General features: G+C 58.3%; 13 protein-coding genes and 3 pseudogenes. 8 read left to right on the forward strand and 8 right to left on the reverse strand.

Annotation, left to right across the window (positions count from 1 at the left end; translation table 11 throughout):
- Window positions 1-191 precede the first annotated feature (191 nt).
- From ACW4PC_RS13795 to ACW4PC_RS13805, 3 genes are read right to left on the reverse strand one after another with little or no spacing between them, the layout of a single operon-like run.
- Entirely contained in the window at window positions 192-3,647 is a 3,456-nt protein-coding gene (locus ACW4PC_RS13795) for an error-prone DNA polymerase (protein WP_455874165.1), read from the reverse strand.
- Window positions 3,644-5,191 carry a Y-family DNA polymerase gene (locus ACW4PC_RS13800; RefSeq protein ID WP_455875008.1) on the reverse strand — a complete coding sequence of 516 codons (1,548 nt, stop codon included), beginning with the start codon at window positions 5,189-5,191 and terminating at the stop codon, window positions 3,644-3,646. The genes ACW4PC_RS13795 and ACW4PC_RS13800 overlap by 4 nt, the downstream gene beginning before the upstream one ends.
- Window positions 5,103-6,047, reverse strand: a complete 945-nt coding sequence (locus ACW4PC_RS13805) for an ImuA family protein (RefSeq protein WP_455874166.1) — start codon at window positions 6,045-6,047, stop codon at window positions 5,103-5,105. The genes ACW4PC_RS13800 and ACW4PC_RS13805 overlap by 89 nt, the downstream gene beginning before the upstream one ends.
- 164 nt (window positions 6,048-6,211) lie before the next feature.
- Between ACW4PC_RS13805 and ACW4PC_RS13810 the strand changes: the two genes are divergently transcribed.
- Window positions 6,212-6,649 (forward strand): metallopeptidase family protein, encoded by a 438-nt coding sequence (locus tag ACW4PC_RS13810; RefSeq protein ID WP_455874167.1) that lies wholly within the window; start codon window positions 6,212-6,214, stop codon window positions 6,647-6,649.
- A gap of 1 nt (window position 6,650) precedes the next feature.
- Here ACW4PC_RS13810 and ACW4PC_RS13815 read toward each other — a convergent pair whose 3' ends face one another.
- Together ACW4PC_RS13815 and ACW4PC_RS13820 are read right to left on the reverse strand one after the other, a co-directional pair.
- Window positions 6,651-6,857 carry a DUF1737 domain-containing protein gene (locus tag ACW4PC_RS13815; protein WP_022717565.1) on the reverse strand — a complete coding sequence of 69 codons (207 nt, stop codon included), beginning with the start codon at window positions 6,855-6,857 and terminating at the stop codon, window positions 6,651-6,653.
- Window positions 6,854-7,777, reverse strand: coding sequence for an HpcH/HpaI aldolase/citrate lyase family protein (locus ACW4PC_RS13820; RefSeq protein WP_455874168.1), 924 nt, complete (start codon window positions 7,775-7,777; stop codon window positions 6,854-6,856). Before ACW4PC_RS13820 ends, ACW4PC_RS13815 begins: the two co-directional genes overlap by 4 nt.
- 111 nt (window positions 7,778-7,888) lie before the next feature.
- On the opposite strand from ACW4PC_RS13820, the gene ACW4PC_RS13825 reads away from it, so the two are divergent.
- The 4 genes from ACW4PC_RS13825 (at window position 7,889) to ACW4PC_RS13840 (ending at window position 10,991) form a co-directional block, all read left to right on the forward strand.
- On the forward strand, window positions 7,889-8,119 hold the full coding sequence (locus ACW4PC_RS13825; protein WP_455874169.1) for a hypothetical protein: 231 nt from the start codon (window positions 7,889-7,891) through the stop codon (window positions 8,117-8,119).
- An 89-nt stretch (window positions 8,120-8,208) separates the two neighbouring features.
- A complete protein-coding gene (leuD, locus tag ACW4PC_RS13830) occupies window positions 8,209-8,817 on the forward strand; it encodes a 3-isopropylmalate dehydratase small subunit (protein WP_455874170.1) in 609 nt (202 codons plus the stop codon).
- A gap of 179 nt (window positions 8,818-8,996) precedes the next feature.
- Window positions 8,997-10,109, forward strand: coding sequence for a 3-isopropylmalate dehydrogenase (gene leuB / locus ACW4PC_RS13835; RefSeq protein ID WP_455874171.1), 1,113 nt, complete (start codon window positions 8,997-8,999; stop codon window positions 10,107-10,109).
- A 123-nt stretch (window positions 10,110-10,232) separates the two neighbouring features.
- On the forward strand, window positions 10,233-10,991 hold the full coding sequence (locus ACW4PC_RS13840) for a phosphatase PAP2 family protein (RefSeq protein ID WP_455874172.1): 759 nt from the start codon (window positions 10,233-10,235) through the stop codon (window positions 10,989-10,991).
- A gap of 237 nt (window positions 10,992-11,228) precedes the next feature.
- On the opposite strand, the pseudogene ACW4PC_RS13845 reads toward ACW4PC_RS13840, so the two are convergent.
- Window positions 11,229-13,116: pseudogene (locus ACW4PC_RS13845) on the reverse strand (MFS transporter).
- 149 nt (window positions 13,117-13,265) lie between these two features.
- Here ACW4PC_RS13845 and ACW4PC_RS13850 point away from each other — a divergent pair.
- The 3 genes and pseudogenes from ACW4PC_RS13850 (at window position 13,266) to ACW4PC_RS13860 (ending at window position 15,674) form a co-directional block, all read left to right on the forward strand.
- Window positions 13,266-13,522, forward strand: a pseudogene (locus tag ACW4PC_RS13850) (hypothetical protein).
- 109 nt (window positions 13,523-13,631) lie between these two features.
- The gene (locus ACW4PC_RS13855; protein ID WP_455874173.1) at window positions 13,632-14,666 is read left to right on the forward strand and encodes an aspartate-semialdehyde dehydrogenase; all 1,035 of its coding nucleotides are present in this window, start codon (window positions 13,632-13,634) and stop codon (window positions 14,664-14,666) included.
- 186 nt (window positions 14,667-14,852) lie between these two features.
- On the forward strand, window positions 14,853-15,674 hold the full coding sequence (locus tag ACW4PC_RS13860; protein ID WP_455874174.1) for a lytic murein transglycosylase: 822 nt from the start codon (window positions 14,853-14,855) through the stop codon (window positions 15,672-15,674).
- Window positions 15,675-15,692: 18 nt separating this feature from the next.
- On the opposite strand, the gene ACW4PC_RS13865 is transcribed toward ACW4PC_RS13860, so the two are convergent.
- Both ACW4PC_RS13865 and pdxY read right to left on the reverse strand, forming a co-directional pair.
- Entirely contained in the window at window positions 15,693-16,334 is a 642-nt protein-coding gene (locus ACW4PC_RS13865) for a carbonic anhydrase (protein ID WP_455874175.1), read from the reverse strand.
- A gap of 69 nt (window positions 16,335-16,403) precedes the next feature.
- Window positions 16,404-17,348 (reverse strand): annotated as a pseudogene (gene pdxY / locus ACW4PC_RS13870) (pyridoxal kinase PdxY).
- Window positions 17,349-17,422: the final 74 nt, after the last annotated feature.

A 17,422-nucleotide genomic window follows, 5' to 3' on the forward strand; every position in this document is an offset into this window, starting at 1 on the left:
GAATATCATTAAAATGAATATCCTGCCAGAAACTTTTTAGGACCTGTGCCAAGTGAGTGCGGTAAGGGCTTGAGGGCACCGCTCGCAACGACGGCGTGCCCGCGCGACAAAGTTACGTGACGGGGCAATCACTAGGCGCCTGGGGATCAGGGCTGGGGCACGCTGACGTGGGCAACATCTATCGCTAACCATCAATGAAAGTTGCGCCCCTTCGGCATGACCTTTGCGGTCTCCCCAGCATTCGTTTCAATGCTTGTTGATATCCCTCGCCTTTCGATGGCTGCCTTTTCGAGGATACGCGCCATCTTTTTTCCACGCGGATCTGCCGTCGGCCGCATAGCCTCGTCGGCGCGTTCGCAAAGACCAAAGCGCTGCGCCTCCTTCTGCAGAAGGCCGAGAGCGGGCGTCATATCTTCGATATGCTCGACCACAGTGTGAATGACGCCGCTCTGACTTTGCAATTTTCCATGGATTTTCACGAGCCGCGCCCCCATGACAACCGAGCGGTATTTCTCGAAGGCGCTTTTCCAAACGATGGCATTGGCAACACCCGTTTCATCCTCAAGCGTCATGAAGATCACGCCCTTGGCCGAGCCGGGGCGCTGGCGTACCAGCACCAGCCCGGCAATCGTCACTCTCTTTCCGTTCGGCACGGCCAGAAGATCGACATTGCGCGTAATCCCTGCTCTTTGGAAATCCTCTCGCAGGAAGGAGATAGGATGCCCCTTCAGTGACAGCGAGAGATAGCGATAATCCTCGATCACCTGTTCGCCCGGCAGCATTTCGGGCAGTGTCACCCTCGGTTCGACTTGGAGATCGACATGGGACACCCGATCGAACAAAGGCAGCCTCTCTGCGGCACTTTTCACATCCAGCGCCCGCGCCGCCCAGAGCGCCTCTCGCCGCGACAAGCCGATGGAACCGAACGCATCTGCATCTGCCAGCCGTTCGATATCCGATTTTTCGAGGCCCGAGCGCAGCCATAGATCGCGGATCGATCTATAGCCGGCACCTCGATTTGCGATCAATTTCGCCTTTATCATGTCGCCGGAAAGGCCCTTCACCTGCCGGAAACCGAGGCGAACCGCCCTCTTCGTCCGGATGATCTTGTGCATGTCCCTGTGCCGGAAGTCGATCTTTGACTTGTCGAAATGCGCATCCTCCAAGAGGCAATCCCAATCCGAACGATTGATATCCACCGCACGAATTTCGACGCCGTGCTCCCTGGCATCCCGGACCAATTGCGCCGGCGCATAAAATCCCATCGGCTGCGAGTTCAGCATCGCCGCACAGAAGACATCGGGATAGTAGGCCTTCATCCAAGATGAAGCATAGACGAGCAACGCGAAGGAGGCCGCATGGCTTTCCGGAAAGCCGTATTCGCCGAAGCCTTTGATTTGATTGAAACACTGCCGCGCAAATTCAGACGAATAGTTTCTCGAAACCATTCCTTCGATGAATCGCTTCTCGAAATTGCCGATCGTGCCGGTTCTCTTGAACGTCGCCATCGCGCGCCGAAGCCGATCGGCTTCGGCCGGCTTGAAGCCTGCAGCGGTGATCGCAATCTGCATTGCCTGCTCCTGAAACAGGGGAACGCCGAGGGTTCTTTCCAGCACCGCCTTCAATTCCTTGCTGGGATATTCGATGGGTGTTTTCTGCTCCCGTCTCTTGAGGTAGGGGTGCACCATGTCGCCCTGTATCGGTCCCGGCCGGACGATTGCCACCTCGATGACGAGATCGTAGAATTCCCTTGGCTTCAGTCGTGGCAGCATGCTCATCTGCGCCCGGCTTTCGATCTGGAAGACGCCCAGCGTATCGGCCCGGCACATCATCTCGTAAACCGGTTTGCCCTCTTCCCCATGCTCCTTGTTGCCGAGATCGGCGAGCGTTTTCTTCACATCGTAGTGCAGCTGAAGAAGTTCGAAGGCCTTGCGAAGACAGGTCAGCATCCCAAGCGCCAGAACATCAACCTTGAGAATCTTGACATTGTCGAGATCGTCCTTGTCCCACTCGATCATGTAGCGGTCCGGCATCGCCGTCTTCATGATGGGCACGACTTCGTCGAGCCGGTCCCGGGTGATGACAAATCCGCCGACATGCTGGGTAAGGTGGCGCGGAAAGCCGAGAAGCTCGGACGCATATCTGAGGACGTTCTTCGTCACCGGATCGCCAATGTCGAGACCGGCCGCCTTTGCATCGCGCTCCGACAGATTGTCTTCCGACCAGCCCCAGACGAGGCTGCTGATCGCCGATTGGACATCTTCCGAAAGCCCGAAGGCCTTGGCGACCTCGCGGCCAGCAGAGCGGGTGCGATAGGTGGTCACCCCCGCTGTCAGCCCGGCATGCTCTATACCGTATCTTTTATAGATGTACTGGATGACTTCTTCGCGCCTGTCGTGCTCGAAATCGACATCGATATCTGGCGGTTCATCCCGGTCCATCGAGATGAACCGATCGAAAAGCAAGGTGGCCTTGTTCGGATCGACTTCCGTTATTTCAAGGCAATAGCAGATGACCGAATTCGCAGCCGATCCGCGGCCCTGGCACAGAACCCCGAGCTTATAGCGGGCGTGTTGAATGATCTTGTCAACTGTCAGGAAATAGGAAGCGTAGTTTTTCTGCCTGATGAGATCCAGTTCGTAATCGATCTGTGTCACGATTTTCTGCGGAACAGGCTGCGGGTGGTAGCGCTTTGCAGCTCCGGCCCAAGTCAACCGTTCGAGCGTTTCATACGGCGTTTCGCCAGGATCGTTTTCAGGCGGATAATTGTGCTCCAGCTCCTTGAGCGAAAAGGTCAAGCTGGAGAAGAATGCACGTGTATTGTCGATCGCGTCGGGATAGTCCTTGAAGAGACGCACCATTTCCCGCGTTCCCTTGAGATAGCGCTCTGCATTCGGCGCCAGAAGGAAACCGGCTTCGGCAATCGGAACATGCTTGCGGATCGCAATCACGATATCGGAAAGGGGCCGCCGGTCAGGATGATGATAAAGAGGCTGATTGGTCACGATCAGCGGAATGCGGTTGCGGGCGGCAAGCATGGAAAGGATTGCAAAAGCCTGTTTGTCGCGGCCGTCGTAGGCCGGCGCCAGCGCCATATGGAATGTCTTCCGAAAGCGTTTTCGAAAACGCTGCAGGCAATTCTCAAATGCTTGTTCGCCAAGGGCATCATTCACAACGAGCCGGTCAGGAACAAGGGCGAGCATCATCTCGTCTCCCCATTCCATGATCTCCGCCTCGGTGAGAATGCAGGAGCCTTTCTCCGCCTCCGGCTTTAGATTCCCGTCGCTCAGAAGACGGCAGAGATGTGCCCATCCTCGCCTGTTCCGTGGATAGGCAAGAACATCCGGAGTTCCATCCGAAAAGACGAGACGCGCACCTGGCTGGATGCGGATTGGATCGGGAATGATCTGCTGCTTCTCGTCCTCTTCCAGAAGGCCGGCTTCCTTCCTCTCGAATTTTTTCCTGATCTCCTCCGCCTGAGCATGCGCCCGCACGACCCCGGCAACCGAATTCTTGTCAGCAATCCCGAGTCCGCCGAGCTTCATGCAAGCTGCCTGCACCACCATCTCCTCGGGACTGGAGGCTCCTTCAAGAAACGAGAAGTTCGTTCTCGCACCAATCTCGAAAAATGCGGGCGTCGTGCTCATGCAAAGAGCCCATGCATGAACCAGCGAGGAGGGAGTTCATGCCCGTAAAAACCTTCGCGATAGATCCAGAAGCGGTGACCGGCATCATCCTCTATTCGGAAATAATCGCGTGCCTCGGCATCCGCGCCATCGAACCACCATTCCATGGCAAGCCGCTCCGGTCCCTCGCTCCTTGCCACGCGATGCTGCATGCGTCGCCAGCGAAAGATCTGCGGCGGACCGTCGGGCACTTCGGCAAGTAGGGCCTCCACTTGCTCCGGCCTGGCAAAAAGCCGCAGGGGACGCTCACTTCTGGAGGGAAAAGGATTTCCTTCCTCCGCCTTGCGGCGTGCCTGAAGGCCTTCCATGGCGGGAATTGCAATCGCCGCCCGCTCCGGCACATGGCTCTCGCGCAGTTGAAATCTCTGCAGGCAATCCGCGCCGAGGCGGGCTGCGATTTTATCGATGAACGCCGCAAGCGATGTCTCCCTCTGTCGGCCTCCTTCGAAATCCCCCTGCGTCGCATTGAAGGGATCATGGCGCAGCACATTCAGCCGCAGGATTTCAAAGCCGTAGCCGGCATCGAGATCGTCGTGGATTGCCTGCAGACGCTCGCAGAAAAGCGAAGCGATATGCTTCGGATCCCTGAGCGGCTGCGAGGCGCCGACGGGAATCCTGAAGACCCTGCCGTCGACGCGAAACAGCACGAGTTCGAATACACGGCCGCCGGCGCCGCGTGCCTCAAGCGAGGCTTTCAGTGATTGGGCGATCTGGCCGGTGACGGCGAGAATATCTTCTTCCGTACCGATCGGCTCGATGAGGCGTCGTTCGGCGGAAAGACTGGCAACGGGCCGCCGCGGGGAAACCGGCTCCTCTTCCACTCCAAGCGCCTGGTCGAGCCTGAGCAGAAGTTTCGCGCCGAAACGGCGGGCCAACGGTGCGCGTGGGGCAGAAAGAAGGTCGACGATATATTTGAGGCCGAGCTTCTTCAGCGCCTCGACAGTCCCTTCCTCCAGTCGAAGGGCTGCGACCGGCAGTGGTGCCAGCACGTGTTCCATTTGATCGGTTTCGATGACACCACCATCCCCGAATCGGGAAACGGCCCAGGAAAGGCCCGGCGACGAAGAGATCGCGCCGCGGACATCGAACCCCATATGGAAGAGCCGGGAAAGGATATCCTTGAGCATGGCCCTTTCGCCGCCAAAGAGATGGGCGCAGCCGGTAATATCCAGGAACAGCCCGTCCTTGTCGTCGAATGCCACCAGCGGCGTATAACGGTCGCACCAATCAGCGATGCCCTCGAGAAGCCGACGATCGGCCGCCGGGTCTTCCTCGATGACATCCAGAAGCGGGTATATGGCACGCGCTTCGGCCACTCCCTGGTTTCTTTTCAGTTTGATCCGTTCCGCCACCTCATCAAGCGCCGTTAGGCGCATGGCATTGTTGAGCCGTCCAGAACAGACGATCGGCGGCGCATCAGGGCGTCCGGCCGAACGCCAGGACAGACCCCACCTCTTGCGGGCGATCCTGTCGGTTGGAAGATGGGGAAAGCTGAGCGACAGAATGCGCTGATTGCTCGCCTGGAGAACGAGTGCGCTCTGGTTGGCTAACGGGGAAAAACCGGCGGTCATGAGGGTTCCACTCCAGAAGAAAGGAGAGGGGAGCCGGGTTGCGGCTCTTCTCCAGGATGAGACGAAAAACCGGATTGCCGATGCCGCCGTCCAACATCGAACCATCCGGCAAAGGCCGTGCGCTGGCTGGCGCAGGTTCGGCACAGAATCGGAAAAAGGCGCTGCTCGCCTCCTCCTCGCCGCCCTGCCGCAACAGAAAAAGTGGGCGGCCGGAAGCCCTTGCCCGCATGCTCAATCGCCGGCTTTCCGTAAGACCGAATTGGACCGGATTGCCGCGCACCTCCAGGATCGTGGCTGGGAAGACGCCGCTTTCCACAGCCGTTTCGGCAAGCCACAGCGCCTCTTCCAGCTTGTGTGGCGAGGCCATGAGAAAGCGTTCCGGCTCCAACCCGAAATCCTTGAGGCCAACAGCGTAGGGATGCCCTGCTTCCATTGTGCATATTCTGTCACCAATCCAAAAAACCGGCATGCCATTCGCCGTCTCCTGCCGCTGCAGCCAGGCCGCCAGCGCCAGCACGAAACCGCTGGCGCCGGCTGCATCCCGCAGCATCAGAGACCGGACTTCGCTAATGCCGTTAAGCGGCAGACCGCCTTCGAGCGCTTCATCGAGAATTGGAATGTCAAAGGACAGACGCAGCGGCGTGTTTGCAGGTCTCGAAAAGGTTTCATCACCAGTCGCAAAAGCTTCTTGCGCCGCCGCCGCAAGCGCCGGTGCCGGCTTGCCTTCGAGTTTCGCAATGGTTTCGCGGAGCGCACAAAGCTGCTCGCGCGCCACGGCCGTCTGCGCCATGACGTTCACTCCTAAGCCAGATTGTTCCTGTTATGTTCTTATGGATTCCAGAGCTTTCTAAAAGAGTCAACAACCAATTCTTATGAATTTATTCCTGCCTTTGATTCCACACTCGAAAATCCTCCGCAAAGGTTCTATATGGGCGCCAAAGGAAGGGAATTTTCATGGCCCGCATAGACCAGAGCGAGGATTGGCGGGACCGCCATGCCCCAACGCTCAGCACATTCGAGTCCCTGGCGATGGACGCCTATAGCCACTTGCCGGATGAATTCCGCTCGCTCACCGACAATCTAACGATCGAAATCGAAGATTTTCCCGACGACGATGTTTTCGAGGATATGGCGCTAGAAACGCCGTTCGACCTGCTTGGCCTCTTCGAAGGCCGGGGTATTTCCGAGCGCTTCACGGTCGAGACCGGCGAGATGCCCAATCGCATCCGCCTCTACCGGCGTCCCATTTTGGATTATTGGGCGGAAAACGATGAAACGCTCGGAGACATCATCACCCACGTCCTCATCCATGAGATCGGCCACCATTTCGGCCTGAGCGATGACGACATGGAGCGGATCGAAGCGAGCGTCGAGGAGGCCGTCGAGCGCTGAGCTATTGCTCGGAGAGCTTCATCTCCGGATGATAATCCTTGCCTTCTACCTCCTTGACGATCGCCTGGCCGGCAATCACCTGGCCGGTCTGGATATTGTAGGTCAGCGACGGTGCACCGTGAAGCGACCAGCCCTTGTTGAGCGCGTCGGTTACGCGATGGCAGAACGCGGCGTCGTCCTGGCCGGTCAGAAGGCGATAGAGCTTCATGATAAAGGCTTTCGTTCAGTAGTCTGGCGTTCGGCAATCAGGCGGGCTTTATGGACCAGGCTTTCCGCCTGGACAAGATGCAGCCGCTCGATCATCCGGCCGTTCAAAGTGATGACGTTGAGACCTTCGGCCGAAGGGTCGGCGAAAGCGGCGACGATTTCTTCCGCCTCCCGGATGGCAGCCTCATCGGGCGCGAAGTGCCGGTTGGCAGCCTCGATCTGCATCGGATGGATCAGCATTTTGCCATCGTAGCCCATGGCCCGGGCATGCGCGCATTCGGCCTCGAAGGCATCTAATTCCTTAAAATCATTGAAAACGCTATCGATCGCATCGAGACCATAGGCGCGCACGGCGAGGATGACCTGCATCAACCACGGCACGAGAAAGGTTCGCCCCGGTTGAGGCAGAACGCCGGTCTCCTTGCGCAGATCGTTCAGCCCGACGACGAAGCAATCGAGTCTCGAGCCGAGGGTGCGGCCAGCCTCTGCGATTGCCGCCGCGTTCAGGATACCGCGCGGCGTCTCGATCATCGCCCAGATACGCAAGGTCTCTGGTGCATCCGCATCAGCAAGAAGGTCGCTCACGGCCATGACATCCTGCGGTTCGTCCACCTTCGGCAAAAGCACCGCATCCGGCCGCAGCGCCAGTACTAGCTCCATATCGGCATGGCCGAAACCCGACGAAAGTGCATTGATGCGGATGATCTTTTCCTTGTTCGTAAGCGGCTTGCCCGAAAAGAAGGTTTTCAGGTTTTCGCGGGCCGCCTCCTTCTTCTCCAACGCCACGGAATCTTCGAGATCGAAAATGACGGCATCGCAATCGAGCGCATGGGTCTTTTCGAGCGCGCGGAGATTGATTGCGGGAACGCTCAGCACAGAGCGGTGCAAACTGAAGGAACGGATGGGCGAATTCTGGCTCATCACGAATGTGTGCCAAGCTTTGTGAAGAGTGACAAGACAACAAAAAGCCATGCTTGACTTGCAGAAATAAAAAACAAGGACCACATTCCTTTCGAAGAAAGGTCTAAACTCATGCAGAATATACGCTCCATCTTCCTCATGCTGGCAGGGATCACTGTATTCGTGGCGCTCGCTGCTCTCACCTTTTCGGTGACGCTCGCCGTTGGCGCTATCCTGACCGTGCTCATGGCTGGCCGCGCGCTTTCGATGAAGATGAAGCCGGCGCCCGTCCGCGCCAAGGCTGAGCCAAAGCGCGAAATGCGCATCTGGAACGACGGCCGCGGCACGATCATCGATCTCTAAACGCGCCCCAAGATTCTCCTTCATTTTTACGGCGTTTTGCTCTATTGCCGGAGCAATCGTTGAAAAACGGCATACAAAGGCAGGTTTCCATGGAAAAGTTCGTGAAGCTCACGGGCGTTGCAGCACCCCTCCCGGTCGTCAATATCGACACGGACATGATCATTCCCAAGGATTACCTGAAGACCATCAAGCGCACCGGCCTCGGCAAAGGCCTCTTCGCGGAAGCCCGCTACAACGAAGACGGCACGCCGAACCCGGATTTCGTGCTCAACAAGCCGGCTTATCAGAATGCCAAGATTCTCGTTGCCGGCGACAATTTCGGCTGCGGCTCCTCGCGCGAGCATGCCCCGTGGGCGCTTCTCGATTTCGGCATCCGCTGCGTCATCTCCACAAGCTTCGCGGACATCTTCTACAACAACTGTTTCAAGAACGGCATTCTCCCGATCAGGGTCGGCCAGGAAGACCTCGACAAACTGATGGACGACGCTTCGCGCGGTTCCAACGCCATCCTGACGGTTGATCTCGAAAACCTCGAAATCACCGGCCCGGACGGTGGTTCGATCAAGTTTGACCTCGACGAATTCAAGCGCCACTGCCTGCTGAACGGTCTCGACGATATCGGCCTGACGCTGGAAAAGGCCTCTGCGATCGACAAGTTCGAAAAGTCAAACGCCGCGTCGCGTCCCTGGGCAGCTTAATCGCCCAAACACGGCATGCGATCAAGCCGGGCTTCCTCCCGGCTTTTTCTTTGCTTCCAAGCCAGGATGCACATCACCATCGTGCGGCAGCAAACCGTACCGATTCAGCCGTTCTGTTCCTTGAAATGGTGTCCGGCGGGGTCTAAGAAGCCGCAGCTTGTTTTTCCGCGGAGGGTTTCATGACAGCGCGCAATCTTTTCCTGCTGCCGGGCGACGGCATCGGTCCCGAGGCAATGGACGAGGTCCGCAAGATCATTGCTTACATGAATGAGGCGATGAACGCCGGCTTCGTCATCGGTGAAGGCCTTGTCGGCGGCAGTGCCTACGATGCGCATGGCGCGGCCATCTCCGAAGACGACATGAAAAAGGCGCTGGCGGCAGATGCCGTTCTCTTTGGTGCAGTCGGCGGTCCGAAATGGGACAGCGTGCCTTATGAAGTGCGCCCGGAAGCGGGCCTTCTGCGCCTGCGCAAGGACCTGGAACTCTTCGCAAACCTGCGCCCGGCAATCTGCTATCCGGCGCTTGCCTCCGCCTCCTCCCTGAAGCCGGAACTTGTCGAAGGTCTCGACATTCTCATCATCCGCGAACTGACGGGCGGCGTCTATTTCGGCGAGCCGAAGGAGATTGTCGATCTTGGCAACGGCCAGAAACGCGGCATCGATACGCAGATCTACGACACTTACGAAATCGAACGCATCGCCGGCGTCGCCTTCGAAATGGCCCGAACCCGTCAAAACCGTGTCTGCTCCATGGAAAAGCGCAACGTCATGAAGTCCGGCGTGCTCTGGAACCAGGTCGTGACCGAGACGCACAAGGCAAAATATTTAGACGTCCAGCTGGAGCATATGCTGGCCGATGCCGGCGGCATGCAGCTGGTACGTCAGCCCAAACAGTTCGATGTCATCGTCACCGACAACCTCTTCGGCGACATGCTTTCCGACGTCGCGGCGATGCTGACCGGCTCGCTTGGCATGCTGCCGTCTGCTTCTCTCGGTGCGCCGGATGGCAAGACAGGCAAACGCAAGGCGCTCTACGAACCGGTCCACGGCTCCGCTCCCGACATCGCCGGCAAGGGCATCGCCAACCCGATTGCGATGATCGCCTCCTTCGCCATGTGCCTGCGTTATTCCTTCAACCTCGTGAAGGAAGCCGACAATCTTGAGAAGGCGATCGCCAACGTTCTCGACAAGGGTATCCGCACGGCCGACATCATGGCCGAAGGCGCCAAGAAGGTTGGAACTGTCGAAATGGGCCAGGCGATCCTTGCCGAGTTCAAGACGCTTTCTGCCTGATATTTCACGTGAAACGCTTTTCCGCCCTTCGTATCTATCGATACGGAGGGCTTTTGTTGAAGGTATCAGCTCCGGTTCCTATGTCCTGCAAACCGACGAAGGGCAAAACGACGAAGGAATGGAATGAGCAATACCGCCGATCACAAACCAGGCTGCCGATCCTATCTGGGCAGGCGCTACGACGCCCGCCGCACGATCCATCGCAGAGTTCCCTGGAAGGCGTTCACGCTTTCCGCGATCAATGTGGTCGTCATTGCCTTTTTTGTCTTCGACAGGCCGCTCGGACAGGCAGCCAAAAGCCTCTCGCCTCCCTTGGTATCGATCGCCGGCGACGTAACGGATATCGGCCGCCTTGCTTGGATCCTTGCGGGGCTTTGCACCGTTCTTGCCACCGGTTACGCCGTTCGCCGGCGACTTTGGAAGGTCCGCCGTCAATTCCGCATGGCCTATTTCGTCCAGATGACGGCCTATGTCGGGCTCTCCGTCATCCTGGCCAGTGTCTGTGCCAACGCCTTGAAATTCCTGATCGGGCGGGCGCGTCCGCTTATCTATGAGCAGGAGGGCATTTTCAGTTTCTCGCCCTTGAACATGGATTTCCTGCATCAGAGCTTCCCATCAGGTCATTCGGCCAATATCGGCGCGCTCTTTGTGGCACTCGTCCTCCTTTTTCCGCACGTCAGGCTCATTTTCATCGGTATCGGGCTCTGGCTCGGTGCAACCCGCATCATCATCGGCGTCCACTATCCGAGCGATGTCGTAGCAGGACTGGCACTCGGTGCCTGGCTCGCATTTGCCGTCTCAATCCTCTTTGCCCGCTTCGGTCTGGTCTTTGCTGTCAGTCGCGAAGGCTGGCCTGTGCCACGGCTCAGCAGGCTTATTTGAGCTCTGCTCAAAAAACTGTCGTTACCGTCTGCTGCCGTTGTGCTGTTCCTAAGACACTTTTCGAACGGATGATTTTTCGAAGCAGCCATGGATGACCGCGATCGTCTATTCGCGCTACGGGCTGCGCTTCAACCCGGGTCCTGACGGACGGCCGCCGCCGAAAGGGCTTCTGCGGGTATAAAAAACCCGGCGCCGTTGGAGGCGCCGGGTCCCGTTTCTCAATTCTGATGGTTTGCCTCAGTCCATCGTGCGGATATCGCGGTCCTTGGTTTCCGGCAGGAAAATCATGCCGATGACCAGGGTGATGCCCGCAAAGATGATCGGGTACCAGAGACCGTAATAGATGTCGCCCTTGAAGGCGCTCATCGCGAAGGCGGTTGCCGGAAGCAGACCACCGAACCAGCCGTTGCCGATATGATAGGGCAGCGACATCCCGGTATAGCGGATACGGGTCGGGAAGAGCTCGACCAAAAGGGCAGCGATCGGCCCGTAGACCATCGTCACGTAGATGACGAGGACCGTCAGAACAGCGACGACGCCCACCCAGTTCAGCCTTGCCGGATCGGCAACCATGGTGAAAGTACCACCGTTGGCGATCGTGTAGACAGCCATGTCGGTGACGCCCTTGGCCTCGTCGGCTGTCAGCAGCTTGTCGGTCACGAGCTTGGAGGCTGGGACCGTCTCCTTCTGACCTGCCCGAAGCGCATCAGCGTTGAGAGCGAGCTCCGGATTGGCGGCGATAAAGGCATCGAGCTTGGATTCCGGAACCTTCGCCGCACCGCGAACCAGGGGGTAGCCAGCATCGCGAAGCGCGATGTTGATGCCCTTTTCGAAAGCGCCGTTCATGGCTTTCGCCTTGTCGCCAGCGGCAGCGGCATCATAGCTGGTAATCGTGTCGTCGGCGATTTTAACCGTGGCGGCTGAACCGGCGGCACCGCTGACGACATCATAGGGCACCGAATTCTTCGTCAGGAATGAAGTGGCGATATCGCACGAGGTGGTAAACTTCGCGGTGCCGGTCGGGTTGAACTGGAACTTGCAATCGCCCGGTGCCGCAGTGACCGTTGCGCGGATCGTGGCCTGCGCCTCTGCAAGCGCCGGATTGGCGAAATTGGTCAGAGCCTTGAACAGCGGGAAGTAAGTCACCATGGCGAGCAGGAGGCCGGCCATGATGATCGGCTTGCGACCGATCTTGTCGGAAAGCCAGCCGAAGAAAACGAAGAAGCCGGTGCCGAGCAACAACGATGCAGCGACCATCAGGTTGGTCGACTGCGCGTCGACTTTCAGGATGTTCTGCAGGAAGAACAGCGCGTAGAACTGACCGCAATACCAGACGACGGCCTGCCCCATGACGGCCCCAAAGAGCGCAAGCAGCGCCACCTTAGCGTTGCGCCACTGGCCGAAGGCTTCCGTCAGCGGCGCCTTCGAACCCTTGCCCTCGGCCTTCATCTTCTGGAAAGCCGGTGACTCGTTCATCTTCAGACGGATCCAGACGGAAACGCCAAGCAGGACGACCGAGACGAGGAACGGAATACGCCAGCCCCAGGCGGCGAAATCGGCGGCGCCGAGCATGGACTGGACGAAGAGAATGATCAGCAGCGAAAGGAACAGGCCGAGTGTTGCCGTCGTCTGGATCCATGACGTGAAGAAGCCGCGCCGGCCATGCGGCGCATGTTCGGCCACATAGGTCGCTGCACCACCGTATTCGCCGCCGAGCGCCAGGCCCTGCAGCAGGCGCAGAGCCGACCAGGATGATCGGAGCTGCAATACCGATTGACGCCGCACCTGGAAGGATACCGACGAGGAAGGTCGACAGACCCATGATCAGAATCGTGATCAGGAACGTATATTTGCGGCCGACCAGATCGCCGAGGCGGCCGAAGACCAATGCGCCGAACGGGCGCACCAGGAAACCCGCTGCAAAGGCGAGCAGCGCGAAGATGTTTCGCGTCGTTTCCGGATACTGGCTGAAAAAGGTAGCGCCGATATAGGTGGCGAGTGAACCGTAAAGATAGAAGTCATACCATTCGAAAACAGTCCCGAGCGACGAGGCGAAGATGACCTTCTTCTCCTCGCCTGTCATCGGGCCGACTCTCGCGTCTCCGACGCTTGCGACATTTGCCATTGTCTGTCCTCCACAGAGTGATAAGCAACGAGACGCGCCCCAAGCTCTCCTCAAAGCATCCTTGGACGCAACTCGCCTGACGAGAGTGTGACAGAAAAGGATTCGGAGAAAGAGAGCGGCTTTGGGATTATGACTTTAGTCTAATGCCTATGCACAGATTGTCGCAGGCAAGGCTTCTTCCGATTTGGGCCGCAACCTCTGCCCGAGTGCTCGACAGGGAGCAAGGTTGCAAAAACCTTGACTCCTGTGGAAAACCTTTTATGAGCAACGGCGGAAAGGAATATCCATGGTTCGCGCCGAACACGCCATTGCTGCACGCAATGATCTGGCACCAAGTGCCGGGATGGATATTGCTGTTCCGGTTTCTTCCAAAACCAAGGCCAAAACGACGACGAAAACCGTCTGACGTCTCTGGCCTGCCGCTCTCTCCCCGGCCCGGCTGGGGACAGGAAGCCGCGATCGTTTCGCGCCTTCCCCCTCACCGGACAAGAGGAGAGAGAGAAAGAGAGCTTGAAATGGGTTTCAAAGTTGCAGTTGCGGGAGCGACCGGAAATGTGGGCCGGGAAATGCTCAACATCCTCTCGGAGCGCGGCTTCCCCGCCGACGAAGTCGTGGCGCTCGCCTCCGCGCGTTCGCAGGGTACGGAAGTTTCCTACGGTGACCGGACACTGAAGGTTTCCAATCTGGAGAACTACGATTTCTCCGACACCGACATCTGCCTGATGTCTGCTGGTGGCGAGGTGTCCAAGAAGTTCTCGCCGAAGATCGGCCAGCAGGGATGCGTCGTGATCGACAACTCCTCGGCCTGGCGCTACGACGCCGACGTGCCGCTGATCGTTCCGGAAGTGAACCCGGATGCCGTGACGCAGTTCACCAAGCGCAACATCATAGCCAACCCGAATTGCTCGACCGCACAGCTCGTGGTGGCTTTGAAGCCCCTGCATGACTTCGCCAAGATCAAGCGCGTTGTCGTCTCGACCTACCAATCGGTTTCCGGCGCAGGCAAGGACGGCATGGACGAGCTCTTCAACCAGACACGCGCCGTCTTCGTTGCCGATCCAATCGAAAACAAGAAGTTCACGAAGCGCATCGCCTTCAATGTCATTCCCCATATCGACGTCTTCATGGAGGATGGCTACACGAAGGAAGAATGGAAGGTTCTAGCCGAGACCAAGAAGATGCTCGACCCGAAAATCAAGGTCACGTGCACGGCGGTACGCGTTCCGGTTTTCATCGGCCATTCGGAATCGGTCAATATCGAGTTCGAAAACGAGATCACCGCCGATCAGGCGCGCGATATCCTGCGTGACGCTCCAGGCTGCCTCGTCATCGATAAGCACGAAAACGGCGGCTATATCACGCCTTACGAATCTGCCGGCGAAGACGCGACCTATATTTCGCGCATCCGCGAAGATGCGACGGTCGAGAATGGCCTGAACATATGGGTGGTCTCAGACAACCTACGCAAGGGCGCTGCTCTGAATGCAATCCAGATTGCCGAGCTCCTCGTCAACCGCGGCCTCATCAAGCCACGCAAGAAGGCCGCCTGATACCAAAAATTAACCATAATTTACTATCAGCCCCGCATATCGCCTGATCATGCGGGGCTTCCTACGAAAACTGGCCGACGGCCATCAGGTTGCAAGGGCCCACCGAAAGGTGATCGTGACAAAATTATCTGCTGCTGGCATTCTTGCGCGGCGCCAAGCTTGTGCAGATGGAGATCGGGGTTTCTGATGAGCATGACAAAATTCTTTGTGGCGGTCGTCGCAGCGGCGAGCGTACTCCAAGCTCTTCCGGCAGCAGCAAAGGCTGCCCAGTGCGGCAACAATAGCGCGGGTTTTCAAGCCTGGGTTGCCGACTTTAAGCAGGAAGCGGCCGCCAGCGGCGTCAGCCCATCGGTGCTGAGCCGGGCCTTCGCCAATGTAAGCTATAATAAATCGACAATCGCAGCCGACCGTGGCCAAAAGAGCTTCAAGCTATCCTTCGACGCATTCATGAAGAAGCGGGGCGGCGCAACGATCATCTCCCGCGGCAGAAGCATGAAACGCGCCAATCAAGGACTCTTTGCCTCGATCGAGGGCCGCTACGGCGTTCCGGCCGGTCCGCTGATCGCGATCTGGGGAATGGAGACCGGCTTCGGCAGTTACATGGGCAATCAGCATACCCTGTCTGCCGTTTCGACGCTCGCTTACGACTGCCGCCGCTCGGATTATTTCACCGATCAGCTTTACGCCGCCCTGCAACTAGTTTCCGAAGGCTATCTGAACCCGCAGGCTCGGGGCGCCGCGCATGGCGAAATCGGCCAGACGCAGTTCCTGCCGCGCAATGTGGTCCGTTTCGGAGCCGACGGCGACGGCAACGGCCGCGTCGACATGGTTGGCTCGCGCGCTGATGCCCTGGCTTCGACGGCAAACTTCCTCAGAGGCCACGGCTGGCAGCCGGGCGCCGGTTATCAGCCAGGCGAGGCGAACTTTGCAGCAATCGCAGGCTGGAACGCCGCAACGGTCTACCAACAGGCAATCGCTTATATCGGCCAGCAGATCGACGGCCAGTGAGCTTCCCGCCCGCGAAGGTTATACTTCCGGGCGGATAAAATCGCGCGTTTCCGCGTCCATCACCCATAATTCGCCGGTCGAGATATCGAACCAGGCCCCATGCAGGGCGATCTTCCCTGCCTCTTCAAGCGCCTTGATATCCGGAAAACTTCTGAGGTTATTGAGCGAGTTGCGGATCGAGACGCGCTCGAGCGCCGTCTGGCGCTCAGCGGCAGTCATCACGTCATTGCTTTGGATCTGCTCGGCAGCGGGCCGGACAAGCGACATCCAGCGTCCAATGAAATCACCAGGCGACAGCGGTTCGGAATTGGGATCAAGCGCTGCGCGAATACCGCCGCAGCGGCCATGGCCCATGACGACGATGTCGGAAACCTTCAAGACCTGTACGGCGAATTCCAAAGCAGCAGATGTCGAGTGAAAATGGCCATCCGGCTCGTAAGGAGGCACCATGTTGGCGACGTTACGGATGACGAAAAGCTCACCGGGGCCGGCGTCGAAGATGAGTTCCGGTGCTGCGCGCGAGTCCGAACAGGCAATAACCAGCGTATTCGGACTCTGACCGTTTTCAGCCAGCATCCTATAGCGGTCGCGGGCGTCGGCGTAACGCCCGTTCATGAAGTTGCGATAGCCGTCCAGAAGTGAAGTTGGAAAACACTGCATGACTGTCGATTAGCGCGCAGGCGCCGCAAGATCAACTGCTGCGCATGCGAAATGCGCAAACGGGCGCCGCTAACTCTTCTTCCGTTGGGCGGGATGCATGAGGCGGCGCATCTGCACCATGGCCATCGGTGTCGACAGGCTTGATGCATCGCTTGCGAGCGTAAGCTCGTCGCTGCCGCGTTTGACCGCACGCACCAGCACTTCATAGACGCTGGCTGTTGCAAGCTGCAGCGCCTTTTCGTCGTCCATCCCGGAAAGAAGCCGCGAGAGGAAGACGGCCGCCAGCAGGTCGCCCAGTCCATTCGGCGCCTTGTCGACGACACGATGCTCGGCAAGCAGAGCATGGCGGCCGGAAAGATAGAGATTTCCGGTGCCGCCAGCCATCATCGGAACAGCGGAGGTGACAAGCATGCGGGAGGGACCGAGTGACAAAGCAGCCTCCATAACAGCTGTATTGTCCTTCAACTGGTGCGCCCACCATCCAGGCCAGCTCATAGCGGTTGGGTGTCGCCAAAGACGCAAGCGGGATCAGATGGTCGCGGATCGCCTCCGCCGTCGCTTCAGGCACATAGAGGCCTCCCAGATCGCCCATCACCGGATCGCAGACATAAAGCAGCTCGGGGTTCTTTTCACGCAATGCACTGACGAGACGGGCAACAGAACCAGCCTGGGCAGCGTTTCCGAAATAACCAGACAAGACCGCCTTCACTTCTCCCACCCACGGTGCACGGATGAGATCATCGATGGCGGCATCGAAATCGGCCTCCGCAAAAGTGAGCCGGGTCGAACGGCCATGACCGGGATGCCAGGGCAGAATGATCGTCGGCAGTGCCCAGACCTGATGGCCGAGCGTCTCAAGCGCGAACACGGCGGCACGATTGCCGACCGAACCGCGAACGACATGGCTGGAGATGACGATCACCGTTCCTGCAGCACTATTATCCGGCATAGTAATTTTAAACCCCGAATTCGATGCGCTGTTGATCGTCCTTTTGCCGCGTCGCTGTCAACCATTCTTCATCCATGCGTGGAAATCTCGGCGAGCTGAAGAAATCCAAGACCGGCCTAGGTTTCCTATAATCGGAGAA

This window comes from Rhizobium yanglingense (genome assembly GCF_977109285.1).